General features: G+C 72.6%; 13 protein-coding genes and 1 pseudogene. 7 read left to right on the top strand and 7 right to left on the bottom strand.

Going from position 1 to position 11,694, the window contains the following annotated elements:
- The first annotated feature begins 201 nt into the window (after nt 1-201).
- A complete protein-coding gene (locus BCL76_RS12485) occupies nt 202-657 on the top strand; it encodes a helix-turn-helix domain-containing protein (RefSeq protein ID WP_109779556.1) in 456 nt (151 codons plus the stop codon).
- 90 nt (nt 658-747) lie between these two features.
- On the opposite strand, the gene BCL76_RS12480 is transcribed toward BCL76_RS12485, so the two are convergent.
- Entirely contained in the window at nt 748-1,350 is a 603-nt protein-coding gene (locus tag BCL76_RS12480; RefSeq protein WP_109779555.1) for a ClpP family protease, read from the bottom strand.
- Between the two features lies 1 nt (nt 1,351).
- The gene (locus BCL76_RS12475) at nt 1,352-1,990 is read right to left on the bottom strand and encodes a ClpP family protease (protein WP_109779554.1); all 639 of its coding nucleotides are present in this window, start codon (nt 1,988-1,990) and stop codon (nt 1,352-1,354) included.
- Between BCL76_RS12475 and BCL76_RS40615 the strand changes: the two are divergent.
- Nucleotides 1,974-2,237: pseudogene (locus BCL76_RS40615) on the top strand (hypothetical protein); the annotation flags it as partial. The gene BCL76_RS12475 and the pseudogene BCL76_RS40615 sit on opposite strands and share 17 nt — an antisense overlap.
- Before the next feature lie 90 nt (nt 2,238-2,327).
- On the opposite strand, the gene BCL76_RS12465 reads toward BCL76_RS40615, so the two are convergent.
- Nucleotides 2,328-2,996, bottom strand: coding sequence for a HalD/BesD family halogenase (locus tag BCL76_RS12465; protein WP_109779553.1), 669 nt, complete (start codon nt 2,994-2,996; stop codon nt 2,328-2,330).
- Nucleotides 2,997-3,454: 458 nt separating this feature from the next.
- Here BCL76_RS12465 and BCL76_RS12460 point away from each other — a divergent pair, with 458 nt between their 5' ends.
- The 3 genes from BCL76_RS12460 to BCL76_RS12450 all read left to right on the top strand — a co-directional run bounded on the left by BCL76_RS12460 (nt 3,455) and on the right by BCL76_RS12450 (nt 6,150).
- Nucleotides 3,455-4,297, top strand: a complete 843-nt coding sequence (locus tag BCL76_RS12460; protein ID WP_258309580.1) for a bestrophin-like domain — start codon at nt 3,455-3,457, stop codon at nt 4,295-4,297.
- Nucleotides 4,298-4,537: 240 nt separating this feature from the next.
- Nucleotides 4,538-5,779: an NAD(P)/FAD-dependent oxidoreductase gene (locus BCL76_RS12455; protein WP_109779552.1), complete on the top strand. Its 1,242-nt coding sequence runs from the start codon at nt 4,538-4,540 to the stop codon at nt 5,777-5,779.
- Between the two features lie 128 nt (nt 5,780-5,907).
- Entirely contained in the window at nt 5,908-6,150 is a 243-nt protein-coding gene (locus BCL76_RS12450) for a DUF6158 family protein (RefSeq protein ID WP_030718072.1), read from the top strand.
- A 192-nt stretch (nt 6,151-6,342) separates the two neighbouring features.
- On the opposite strand, the gene BCL76_RS12445 is transcribed toward BCL76_RS12450, so the two are convergent.
- Genes BCL76_RS12445 through rpmG form a run of 3 tightly spaced genes read right to left on the bottom strand, consistent with a single transcriptional unit; the run spans nt 6,343 to nt 7,950 of the window.
- On the bottom strand, nt 6,343-7,509 hold the full coding sequence (locus tag BCL76_RS12445) for a CobW family GTP-binding protein (RefSeq protein ID WP_109779551.1): 1,167 nt from the start codon (nt 7,507-7,509) through the stop codon (nt 6,343-6,345).
- Nucleotides 7,506-7,754, bottom strand: coding sequence for a type B 50S ribosomal protein L31 (locus tag BCL76_RS12440; protein ID WP_109779550.1), 249 nt, complete (start codon nt 7,752-7,754; stop codon nt 7,506-7,508). Before BCL76_RS12440 ends, BCL76_RS12445 begins: the two co-directional genes overlap by 4 nt.
- Before the next feature lie 31 nt (nt 7,755-7,785).
- On the bottom strand, nt 7,786-7,950 hold the full coding sequence (gene rpmG, locus BCL76_RS12435) for a 50S ribosomal protein L33 (protein WP_109779549.1): 165 nt from the start codon (nt 7,948-7,950) through the stop codon (nt 7,786-7,788).
- 118 nt (nt 7,951-8,068) lie between these two features.
- On the opposite strand from rpmG, the gene BCL76_RS12430 reads away from it, so the two are divergent.
- Nucleotides 8,069-8,647, top strand: a complete 579-nt coding sequence (locus BCL76_RS12430) for a TetR/AcrR family transcriptional regulator (protein ID WP_181382529.1) — start codon at nt 8,069-8,071, stop codon at nt 8,645-8,647.
- Between the two features lie 47 nt (nt 8,648-8,694).
- Nucleotides 8,695-10,218, top strand: coding sequence for an MFS transporter (locus BCL76_RS12425; RefSeq protein WP_109779547.1), 1,524 nt, complete (start codon nt 8,695-8,697; stop codon nt 10,216-10,218).
- On the opposite strand, the gene BCL76_RS12420 is transcribed toward BCL76_RS12425, so the two are convergent.
- Nucleotides 10,181-11,560: a helix-turn-helix transcriptional regulator gene (locus tag BCL76_RS12420; protein ID WP_109779546.1), complete on the bottom strand. Its 1,380-nt coding sequence runs from the start codon at nt 11,558-11,560 to the stop codon at nt 10,181-10,183. The genes BCL76_RS12425 and BCL76_RS12420 overlap by 38 nt on opposite strands.
- Between the last annotated feature and the right edge of the window lie 134 nt (nt 11,561-11,694).

Genomic DNA, 11,694 nt, shown 5'->3' with positions numbered 1-11,694 from the left:
CCGTGCTGTCGGCCTGGACGAGGGCTGACCGGCGCCACGCCCGGGAAGCAGCCGTATGTCCGCTCGGCCGTCCGCTTCCTTCCGGGCGTGGCGGACACGTTCCGCCGCCGGACCCGCGTCGCCCCAGGCTCCGGCGCGGCTTCACCCAGGGCAGAAGGCCACTCCCTTCCCCCCGCGCCCCGGATCCCTAGGGTGAGGGGGGTGACCACTCATGCGCCGAACGAGTCCCGCGCCATCTCCCCGCGCCCGCAAGCCCCGTCGCCCGGACCCGACGGGACGGCCGCCGCCCCGCGGCGACCCGTGGCCGGTCCCCAGCCACGCGCGCCGAGGGAGCCGCTGTGGCGTGACCTCGTCGGCGACGTGCTGCGGCGCGAGCGGCTCGCCCAGGAACGCACGCTGAAGGACGTGTCGGAGGCGGCCCGGATCTCGATGCCGTACCTGTCGGAGGTGGAGCGCGGACGCAAGGAGGCATCCTCCGAGGTGCTCGCGGCCGCCGCCCAAGCCCTCGGGCTCGGCCTCGCCGACCTGCTGCTGCTCGCCGGTGACGAGCTCGCCCGGCACGCCCGGAGCCGGGTGGTCCGGGGCCGGGTGGTCCGGGGCCGCACGTCAGCCACGCCGCGCACCGCCCGGTACGACGGCCTCTGCCTCGCCGCCTGACCGGACCGGACCGGGCCGACGGCCGGTACAGCGGGGCGGGCCCCCGCCGTACCGGCCGCCTCGGCGGCCCTCGGCCGCGGCCGCCCGGGCTCAGGCGAACGCGAACCGTCGGCTCAGCACCTCGTCGGCGAGCCCGTAGGCGACGGCCTCCTCGGCGGTGAACACCTTCTCCCGGTCCATGTCCGCGCGCAGCGTCGCCACGTCGTGGTGCGTGTGCAGGGACAGGACCTCCTCCACCTGCGAGCGGATACGGACCATCTCCTTGGCCGCGAGGCTGAGGTCGGAGACCGTCCCCTGCCGGCCGCCGCTGGCCGGCTGGCCGAGCAGCACCCGTGCGTGCCGGAGCACGAACCGTCGCCCGGGGTCTCCGCCCGCCAGCAGCACCGCCGCCGTCGACGACGCCTGACCGACACAGAAGGTGGAGATCGGCGCCTGCACGAACGTCATCGTGTCGTAGATCGCCATCAGCGAAGTGAACGATCCGCCGGGCGAGTTGAGATAGATCGAGATCTCCTGCTCCGGGTTCTCCGACTCCAGGTGCAGGAGCTGCGCGATGACCACGTTGGCAACCCCGTCGTCGATCTCGGTGCCGAGGAAGATGATCCGCTCGTTCAGCAGCCGGCTGAAGACGTCGTAGGACCGCTCGCCCTGCGCGGTCCGCTCGATCACGTAGGGAACCGTGTACGACCCCATGTCACAGCCCCGTCCGTCGGCGCGGCGTGGCCGGGCGGATGTCGGCGAGCGACTCCACCACCCGGTCCACCATCCCGTACTCCCTGGCCTGTTCGGCCGTGAACCAGCGGTCCCGGTCGCCGTCCCGCGCGATCGTCTCCTCGCTCTGCCCGGTGTGCTGGGCGGTGATCCGCTCGACGGCCTTCTTGGTGAACTCGAGGTTCTCCGCCTGGATCTCGATGTCCGCGGCGGTGCCGCCGATGCCCGCCGAGGGCTGGTGCATCATGATCCGCGCGTTCGGCAGCGCGAGCCGTTTGCCGGGCGTCCCCACGGTGAGCAGGAACTGGCCCATGCTGGCGGCGAAGCCCATCGCCAGCGTCGAGACGTCGTTCGGGATGAGCCGCATCGTGTCGTAGATGGCGAGACCCGCGGTGACCGACCCACCCGGGCTGTTGATGTACAGGCTGATGTCGGAGCGCGGGTCCTGCGCCGACAGCAGCAGCAGCTGCGCGCACACCCGGTTGGCCGACACCTCGTCGACCTGGGTGCCGAGGAGGACGATCCGCTGGTCGAGCAACCGTGCCGCGAGGTGGTCGTCGAAGTGACCGGGCGGGGTGTCGCCCTCCTCCGCGCGAGGCGCGAGCATGGTGAGGGAAGTCATCGTTTCTCCTTGTCGAGGCGGGATGCCGTCGACTCCACTCTTGACCCCGGGAGCCCCCCGAACGCCGTTCCTCTGCCCCCGGCAGATCCGCCACGGGCGGACACGACGTCACGGCACCGGTGGTCGAACGCGGAACCCGCTCGCCGTCACCCTCACCGACGACGACCGGCACGAGGTCACCCAGCTGCTGCAGCTGCTCGACGCCATCCCACCGATCCTGGGGCTCCGCAAGCTCCGACGCCTGTACGCCGACCGGGGCCAGGACCTCGCGGCGATGCCGGACCACCAGGCCGGTGCCCTGGTGGCCACCGTCGGCGATCGTGGTCGTCGGTCGGGGTCATCGGTAGAGCTGGTGGGCGGAGTCGGTCCGGTGTGTGGGGTGGCCGGGGAGGGTGTAGGCGAAGTTGAGGACGGTGCGACGTACTCCGGGGCGGGTCAGGGGGGTGACGCGGTGGGCGGTGGTGTCGCTGCGGAGCAGGTAGGCATCGCCGGCGTGGTGGTGGCCGGTCACGGCCGCCGGTGTTCCCAGGGCGTCCAGGCGCGGGGTGCCGGGGGTGTATTCGAGCAGGCCGCCGTCCTCCGGTCTGCCCGGCGCCTCCAGGAAGAGGACGAGGGCGTAGGGGTGGTCGTCGGTGTGGCCGCCATGGGTGTCACCCTCCTGGTGGAGGATGTTGAGGACGTGACGCTCCACCGGGTCCGGCACGGAAGTCACGGCCTGCCCGGTGAGACGGCCCAACAGCGAAAGCAGGTCCTCGTCGGCGTACAGGCGGGGGAGCAGTTCCGACTCCTCGGCGATCACCTGGCCGCCCAGGGTGGTCATATGGCGTGGCGAGTTGTCCATGCAGGCCATGGAGAAGTCACGGCGCAGAGCGATCCCCTCGAGCCGCGCCGCCTCCCGGCGCAGGAGCGCCAGCCCCTCGGCGGTGAGGAGGCCGGTGAGTGGCACGTAGCCGGTCCGCTCCAACCTGGCCGGTGCCTGGTCCGCATCTTTCGGAACGTTGAACACGGGGTCCTCTTCCTTGAGCGCCGGCGAGCCGGAGCGAGGCAACGAGCAACGACCTCTGCCTCAGCGAACACGCGCCCTACGCCCGTGTCGACTCCGCTGCTCCGGTCGGCCCCCTGCGCTCACATCCGCCTCCCGCGCACGACCTGAGGGTGATGCCGAGGTCCCGTCCAGACCCTGCGGCCCCGTCATCGCGTACGGCAGGCGTGCCGCCCGGCACCACCCGGTTCTCGAGGGTGCTGCCACCGCAGGGGTACGAGGTCGAGGGCTTCGCCCGGAGTCACCGAGCGGCGCCCGGCCGCCGCGGTACGACCGCGGAGCGAACGAGGGCCCGCGTACGTACGGGCAGCGGCCTTCTGGCGCAAGGGGCGTCCTCCGTTCGAAGGTGGATGATCGTTTTTGCGTTCGAGCCGTGGCGACGATCGCGACATGATCACGCCGTCCTGTCCGCACCCCGCGGCGTGGGCGTACCGCCTGCCCTCTCCCGGAAGTGGCTGCTCGTGGCCCTGGTCATCGTCGTCGCCGTTATCGCCCTGTTCGCCGGTCTCGCGGCCAACCGTTGGCTGCGGCCCCGACTCCTCAGCGAGGACGACGACACAGGCATGGCCGTCAAGGACCTCGTCGGGCCCCTCCTCACCCTGACCGTCCTGCTCCTCGCGTTCGTGCTGGTCACGGCCAACGGCTCCTACGGCAAGGCCGAGGTCGCCTCGCGCGGCGAGGCCCGGGCCCTCGACCAGCTCGTGGAGACCGCCGAATACGCCCCCGACGCCCAGCGGGCCCGGATCCAGGCCGCCGCGGTCTGCTACGCCCGCGCCGTACAGGCCCACGAGTGGCCGGCCATGTCGGTCGGCAACGGCTCACCGGCGCCCAGCGTGTGGTCCACCGACTTCCGGCAGACCTTCCGCACGCTGGAGGGCAAGCCGGTCTTCGGCATGCTGATCGCCGCCGACAACAAGCGCTCCGAGGAACGCGAGGAACGCCTCACGCAGGCGAGTGCGAGCATTCCCAGCGCCATCTTCTGGTTCCTGCTCGCCACTCTCTTCATCACCGTGGTGGCCCTGGGCATCTGCCTACCCCGCAAGAACAACCGCGGCCAGCTGATCACCCTGACCGTGATCACGGCCCTCCTGACGACGATGCTGATCATCATCCGGGACGTCGACCGGCCCTTCGGCGGCATCATCGACGTCGAACCGACGGCCATCAGCGAAGTGGAACGGCAGGCCACCCGCGATTTCCTCGCTCACCACCCCGCCACCCAGATCCCCTGCGACGAGAAGGGCGACCGCCGCCGCCTCGTCTGAACGCGGGGCGGGGCGCACCCGTAGCGGCGCGTCAACGGCCCGTTCGGCAGGGCCCGCCTTCGCACGGTCGAAGAACCGATCCCGCGGGTGGCCCAGGGCCGACGCACGCAGAGGCACGCAAGGGGCCGGACGGGGGGTGGTCGGGCCGCGGGGCGGTGTCGCATCCGTGTCCGAGCGATACGCGGAACACAGTGAACGAGCGGCTCGGGCCGCTCGAAGCGACACGTGAGAGGTGGTCAAATGTCCTCAGCCCTGGATGCGACGGACGTGCTGGTCGTCGGGGCCGGAGTCGCCGGGCTTGCGTGCGCCCGGGATCTGGCCGCGGCCGGCGTGAGCGTACGGGTCGTGGAGGCGAGTGACGCCGTCGGCGGCCGGATGCGTTCGGACCGGATCGACGGCTTCGTCGTGGACCGCGGGTTCCAGGTGTTCAACACCGCCTACCCCCAGGTACGGCGCAGGTTCGACCTGAAGGAACTCCGACTGCGGCCCTTCACACCGGGCTTCCTCGTCCACACACCGAACGGCAGGCTCACCTTCTGCGATCCCACCCGCCGGCCGCGTACGCTGCCCGACCTGCTGTCGGGCCGCCTCGCCGGACCGCGTGACCTGGCCGCCCTCGGCCTGCTGTCCGCCCGCGACATGCTGCTGCCCCCCGGCCGCCTCAAACGGCGCCCGGACACCACCGCCCGTACCGCGTTCGCCGACGCGGGGATCTCCGAAGAGTTCGTCGAGAGGCTCTTCCGCCCCTTCGTGGCCGGGGTGTTCCTGGAGGACGAACTGGAGACCTCCTCCCGGGTGTTCCACCTGGTCTGGCGGAGCATGCTGCGCGGAACCATCTGCTTGCCCACCGGCGGCATCGGGTCGGTGCCGCGGGCTCTGGCGGCCGGCCTGCCCGCGGGCGCCCTACGGCTCGAAACCCCGGTGGCCGGCCTCACGGACCACGGCGTACTGACCGCCGGGGGAGTGGAGATCCCTGCCCGCGCCGTCGTGGTCGCCACCGACCCGGGGCCCGCCGCGGCACTGCTGCCTGAAGTTGTCCTGCCCGACTACCGGACCGTGACGACGTACTACCACGTCGCTGCCCGTTCACCCTTGGGCGAGCCCACGCTGCTCGTGGACGTCGGCCGCCGCTTCCTCAACACCTGCGTCCTCAGCGACGTCGTGCCTTCCTACGCCCCGCCCGGCCGGGCCCTCATCGCCACATCGGTCATCGGCCGGGGCGGGCAGGCCCGCGAGCGCGAGCTTCGGGCGGCGCTCGCAGAGGCGTACGGCACGGGCACGGACGGCTGGGACCTTCTCACCGCCCGCACCATCGAGGACGCGCTGCCCGTCATGCCACCGCCGCATCCGCTGACCCGCACCACACGGGTGGCGCCGGGCCGGTACGTGTGCGGCGACCACCGCGCCACCGGATCCGTGCAGGGCGCCATGGCCTCGGGTGCGCGGGCCGCCCGCGAGGTACTGGGCGACCTGCGGCGCTGAGGGCGGTCCGGGGTTCGGCCGGCAGGTCCGGCCCCGGAGGCCCCCTCCCGTGGTGCGGGGCATGATGGAGTGGCCGGGGAGGTAGGCCAAGCGTGATCCCGCGGCCCGGTGGAGGAGGTGCACGTGCCATGACGGAGCACGACGGCGGCCCGTCGGCGCAGAAGCTGGAGGAGGGCCGGCTGCTCAAGGAGCTGGAGGCCATCCACCGCACGCGCCACGAGACCCTGTTGCACGGGTCCGACGACGCCCTGGTCACCCATACGAAGCGGATGAACGAGCTGGAGCACGAGTACGTACGCCGCCACCCGCAGCGAGCCCAGACCGCGGGCCGCACCCGCTCAGGAGCCCGCGCCCGCGGCACCGGGGACTAGGCCGTCTCTTCCGGTTCTTGTCGGGCCCGGCCCGCCCGGCACGGCACCTCGCCGCGTTGTCGGGGCGCCCGAGTACGTCCAGTACACGGGCGCCCCTCCGCCTTGCGATGCACCGCACCGGACGACCCGGGCTCACCCGACAAGAACCGGAAGAGACGGCCTAGGGCGGGACCGGCCGGCCCGAGGCTGCGGTCAGGAGACGGGGTCGAGGAGGGCGCCGAAGGCGGTCGGTAGGTGCTTCCAGGCCTCCCGCCCGGCGGCGAACTCGGCGTCGGTCAGCAGACACGAGTCCAGGAGCCGCACCAGGCTTTCCCGGTCGAGGCCGGGTGAGGTGAAGACCAGGTACTGGCAGCAGTCGCCGTGCTCAGGATGCCAGCCCAGCGCGGCGGCCGCCCTGCGTGCGGGAGGCACCAACTCCCACGCGGCGTCCGGCAGCGAGGCCAGCCACGGGCCGCTGTTCTCCACGCAGAGCGCACCGCCCGCGGCGTCCCAGGCCAGCAGGGTGTCGGGGCGGTCGGCGAGCCAGAAGCGGCCGCGGCTCCGGACGGCCGAGGAAGCGAGGTCCTCCAAGGCTTCGTAGAGCCGTTCCGGGTGGAAGGGGCGGTGGCGGTGCCAGACGAGTGTGGCCACCCCGGCCTCGTCCGCGTCCTGCGGCAACCGCGCGCAGGCCGGATGCTGGGCGGCGGCCGCCGCGGCGGTGTCGAAGCCGGCGAAGGCCACCCGCGCCAGCTCACCGGACCCGGTCGCCACCGTGCGGGCGGTCGGGTGCAGCTGGGCCAGCAGGGCGCGGTTCTCCTCGTCCGCCGCACCGTCACCGCGGGTGCCGGCACCAGGGCCGGTGACGAGCGCGAGGACGGGGGCGTACTCCAGCTGCCGGGCCCAGGTGTCCCCGACGGTCCGCCGGTCGGTGGGGGCCGCCGCGAGTCCTGCCTGCGCCAGGTCGTCCCCGTTGGCCAGGTACGGCAGGACGAGGGCGGGGTCGACGGCGGTGATCACATTGGTGAGGTCGAGGGCTTCGCCGCCGTGCGCGGCCACGACCTCGGCCATGGCGCGCGGTTCCACCGAATCCCACAGCTCGACGACGGCGAGCCGCGTCGACCCGTCCGAGGCGAGGCGCCACAGCTCCGGGAGCAGGTCCGCCCGCAGCGCGCAGCACGCGCAGTCGTTCACGAGCGGGGCCTCGCCCCGGGAGAGTTCTCCCGAGGCGTCGGACATCAGGCGTCCTACGGTCCCTTCGGTCGCCGTGGTCAGGTCGTGGTGGAGGGCGACGCTGCCCGGTACGGCGGCCAGCAGCTCCCGCACCGCGCTGCGGCGGGCGTCGGCGTGGAGGCCGCCGACGAGGACGACCGGCAGGGTCACCGCGCGCTCCCGTAGCGGCGCTGGAAGCGCTCGACACGGCCGGCGGTGTCCAGGACGCGGGCGGTGCCGGTGTAGAAGGGGTGGCTCCGCGAGGAGATCTCGACGCCCACGACGGGGTAGGTGCGGCCGTCCTCCCACTCGACCGTGCCGTTGCCGGTGGTGGTCGACCGGGTGAGGAAGGCGAAGCCGGCGGCCTTGTCGCGGAAGACGAGGGGGCCGTAGGCGGGGTGGATTCCAGGCTTCACGGTGCGCTCCTTCGGGAGGGGGCGGGCAGGGTCAGCGCTCTTCGCGGAAGTCGACGTGCCGGCGGACGACCGGGTCGAACTTGCGCAGCATCATGCGGTCGGGGTCGTTGCGCCGGTTCTTGCGGGTGACGTAGGTGTGGCCGGTTCCCGCGGTGGAGCGGAGCTTGACGATCGGGCGTACTTCGTTGCGTGCCATGCAAGCAGTATACGGAAATGATTGCCATGTTCAATAAAGGCTCGCGAATGAGTGCTCTTTGCTTCGAATGAGGCAATCTTGTATCGTCCGAGGCGAAGGAGACTCAGGAGGCTCGCTCATGGTGAACGAAGAACTGCTGGACGGCGCCGCCCGCGTCCTCGCCGGCGACCACAGCGCCTCGATGGTGCAGATCGCCGCCGGCATCGGCACCAGCCGCGCCACGCTGAGCCGCCGCTACGCGACCCGCGAGGCCCTGCTCAAGGCCGTCGCCGTCCGGGCGATCGACGTGGTCGACGGGTGCCTGGCCCCGCTCGACCTGACGGCGAGCGCCGACGCCGCCGCCTTCGACATCGCCATCGAGGAACTGGTCGTCGCCCTGATGCCCGCGGCCCACCTCTACGGCTTCACCTCGCGCGACGCCACCGTCCTCGCGGATCCGGAGTTCCGGGCCGGCGTGGACCGGCAGGACCGGCAGGCCGTGGCCTTCCTCGCCCTCGGCCAACGGCTGGGCCGACTGCGCGCGGACCTGCCGCCGTACTGGATCTGGTACTCGCTCTGGGGTCTGCTCGACGCCGCCGCCGAGGGCGTGCGCGACGGCCACTTCGCCCCGCGCCAGATCGGCCACCTGGTGCTGACCTCCTTCCTCAGCGGGACGCGGCCGCCCGCGCAGCCCCCCGCCGGCGATCCCGCGCCCTGAAACTCCCCTCCACCGTGCGCACATGGCGCACCTCTGAACGGAACCTCATGCACACCCCCGCGCAGGCCCCCCACCGGTGGATCGTCCTGGCGATCCTCTCCGGCAGTCTCCTGCTCATCTCCATGGACACCACGATCCTCAACGTGGCCTTCCCCTCGCTCGTCGGCGACCTCCGGCCGGGCGCCGTACAGCAGCTGTGGATCATCGACGTCTACGCACTCGCCCTGTCCGGGCTGCTGGTCACCGCGGGAGCGCTCGGTGACCGTTGGGGCCGCAAGCGGCTGCTCATGGCGGGCTTCGGCATCTTCTCGCTCGCCTCGCTCATCGCCGTGTTCTCCACCGAGGCCTGGCACGTGATAGCGGCCCGCGCCCTGCTCGGCATCGGCGGCGCGGCCATCATGCCCTCCACCGTGTCGATCCTGCGCACCGTCTTCACCGACGCCAAGGAGCGCGCCTTCGCGCTCGCCGTGTGGGCGGCCGTCTTCGGCGGCGGCATGGCCTTCGGGCCGGTCGTCGGCGGACTCCTGGTCCAGGACTACGGCTGGCACTCCGCCTTCCTCCTCAACCTGCCCGTCGCCGCCGTCATCGTCGCGGCCGGTCTGCGCTACCTGCCCGAATCGCGTTCACCGCGCGCCGGTGGCACCTGGGACTGGTGGGGCGTCGGCCAGTCGCTCGTCGGCATGCTCGCCCTCGCGGGCGGAATCAAGCAGCTCGGCAAGAGCGGAGTCGCCGACCCGCTGCCCTGGGCCCTGCTCCTGATGGCCGCCGTCCTGCTGACCGTCTTCGTACGCCGCCAGCTGCGCCTGGACAACCCGCTGCTGCAGGTACGGCTGTTCGCCAAGCCGGCCTTCAGTGTCGCGGCCACCGCGATCTTCCTGCCCATGGTGGGCATGGGCGCGATCCTCTTCCTCGTCACCCAGTGGTTCCAGTACGGCGAGGGCTACACCCCGTTGGAGGCCGGGCTGCGCCTGCTGCCGGCCCCGCTCGCGCTGATCGTCGCCTCGATGGTGGCGCCCTTGCTCATGCACCGCTTCGCCATCCGCCACGTGCTCGGCGCCGGGCTGGTCGTCCTGGCCGTCGGCATGGCCCTGCCCTGGACCTTCCAGCAGTTCACGGACCTCGGCTACCCGGCCTTCGCCGCGGCCCTGACCGTGATGGGCCTGGGCGCCGGCCTCGCCACCACCGTGGCCTCGGTGACCCTGGTCTCCGCCGCGCCCGCCGCCGAGGTCTCCAGCGCCGCCGCCATCGAGGAGACCTGCTACGAACTCGGCTCGGCCATGGGCGTCGCCGTCCTGGGCTCCACCGCGGCCGCCCTCTACCGGGGCAACCTGCCCGCCCTGGAGCTGGACGGCCCCAGCACCGCCGCCGTGCAGGGCTCCGTCGGCGAGGCCGCGCACACCGCCGAACGCATCGGCGGCGCGGTCGGCCAGGCCTTGCTCGACACCGCCTCGCACGCCTACACCCTGGCGATCACCCCGGCGTTCCTGCTGGCCGCCGTCCTCGCGGTCGCCGCGGCGGCGACGACCTGGACCCTCATTCCGCGGGACCTGCAGCCCACCGAGAACCACTGACCCGGGTCGGCCGCGGCGCGGGGGCGGCGGGCGCCGGGCCCAGGGTGGTGGTGCCGGGCGCCGCCCGGTGCCCCAGGCCCGTGCGGTACGCGTCCATGGCCGCCTCGACCCGGCCCGTACGCCGCAGCAGATCGCCCAACAGCCGGCACAGGTCCGCGAGATCACCGGTCGCCCCACTGCGTTCCAGCAGCGCCAGCGCCTGGACGTAGTGCTCCTCCGCGGACTCCGACTCGCCGCGCTCCTCGGCCATCAGGCCGAGGAGCCGGTGCGCGCCGCCCGCGTGCACGGCGCCATGACTGTCCCCCAGCTCCAGCAGCGCCGACAGCAGCCCGGCTGCCTCCTCGTACCGGCCGAGCTGGCGCAGTACGTCGGCCAGCTCGACCTCCACCTGCGCCGTGTAGAGCCCGGCGCGGCGAGCCGACAGCATGTCCCGGGCGATACGCAACTCCCGCTCCGCCGAGGCGAGGTCGCCGTTCTGCGCCAGTACGTAGCCACGCATCCAGTGACAGTGCGCCAGATCCGTGCGCAGCCGCAACTGCCCGTAGATCTCCTGGGCCTTCGCCAGTGAGGCGTCGGCGTCGGCCACCCGCCCGCCGGCCAGGAAGGTCCGAGCCACCTGCCGGTGCATGCCCGCCACCAGCGCCGGGTCGCTGACCTGCGGAGCCAGCGCGAGGGCGAGTTCGGCGGCGCGGGCGGCCCGGGCATGGGCGCCCATGTCCAGGTACGGCCCGATGATCGCGGCGTTGAGCAGTACCAACGCCTCGGGGTCGGCCAGCCCGCTCGCACCCAGCTCGTCGATGGTGGATTCGAGCAGGTAGCAGGCGTAGCGCAGCTCACCGGCGAGCAGGTGCGCGACGGCCCGGCCGCGGATCGGGCGGGCCCGGCGGGGGAGTGGCTCGTCCGCGAGCAGGCGCTCCGCGGCCTCGAAGTGGCCGATCGCGTCAGGCAGTTCACCGGACTCCAGCGCGCACTCCCCGAGCCCGAGCCGGGCCTCCGCCTGCTCGGGGACCAGCGCGAGCTCCTCGGCCTCGGCGAACAGTCGCCGGTAGCGCGCGGCGGCCTCGTCGGCCGCGCCGGTGGCGAGCGTCTGCTGGGCGTCGGTGAGGGCGAGCCGCAGTTCGGTGGCCAGGTGGGCGGGGCGGCCGGTGGCGAGCTCCTCGTACGAGGTGCCGAGGCGGGCGGCGAGGAAGCGCAGCGCGGTCTCGGACGGCCGGACCTTGCCCGACTCCAGGGTGGAGATGTAGGCGGAGGTGTAGGAAGGCTCAGCCAACTGCCGCTGCGTCAGGCCGAGTTCACCGCGCATGCGCTGCACCCTGCGGCCGATCCGGGCCGGTTCGTCCATGGATTCCCCCTGGTCGCTCGAACTCCCCAGTATTCAGGGGGAGCAGGCATTGCGCACGCCCCGCGCGCCACCTAGTTTAAGCAACCAGTTCACTGGACTTAACAAACGGCTTAACTTCCGTTCCCCGGGGAGGA

The sequence above is a fragment of the Streptomyces sp. CG 926 genome, from assembly GCF_003148825.1.
Lineage (GTDB): Bacteria > Actinomycetota > Actinomycetes > Streptomycetales > Streptomycetaceae > Streptomyces.
Note: the sequence above shows the minus strand (reverse complement) of the source record. Positions and strands in the feature narration are given on the sequence as shown.

What these genes read in the sequence shown, in the direction of transcription:
- BCL76_RS12480 (WP_109779555.1), bottom strand. Translation starts at nt 1,350, where the DNA reads ATGGGGTCGTACACGGTTCCCTACGTGATCGAGCGGACCGCGCAGGGC.
- BCL76_RS12475 (WP_109779554.1), bottom strand. Translation starts at nt 1,990, where the DNA reads ATGACTTCCCTCACCATGCTCGCGCCTCGCGCGGAGGAGGGCGACACC.
- BCL76_RS12455 (WP_109779552.1), top strand. Translation starts at nt 4,538, where the DNA reads ATGTCCTCAGCCCTGGATGCGACGGACGTGCTGGTCGTCGGGGCCGGA.
- BCL76_RS12450 (WP_030718072.1), top strand. Translation starts at nt 5,908, where the DNA reads ATGACGGAGCACGACGGCGGCCCGTCGGCGCAGAAGCTGGAGGAGGGC.
- rpmG (WP_109779549.1), bottom strand. Translation starts at nt 7,950, where the DNA reads ATGGCACGCAACGAAGTACGCCCGATCGTCAAGCTCCGCTCCACCGCG.
- BCL76_RS12430 (WP_181382529.1), top strand. Translation starts at nt 8,069, where the DNA reads ATGGTGAACGAAGAACTGCTGGACGGCGCCGCCCGCGTCCTCGCCGGC.
- BCL76_RS12425 (WP_109779547.1), top strand. Translation starts at nt 8,695, where the DNA reads ATGCACACCCCCGCGCAGGCCCCCCACCGGTGGATCGTCCTGGCGATC.
- BCL76_RS12420 (WP_109779546.1), bottom strand. Translation starts at nt 11,560, where the DNA reads ATGGACGAACCGGCCCGGATCGGCCGCAGGGTGCAGCGCATGCGCGGT.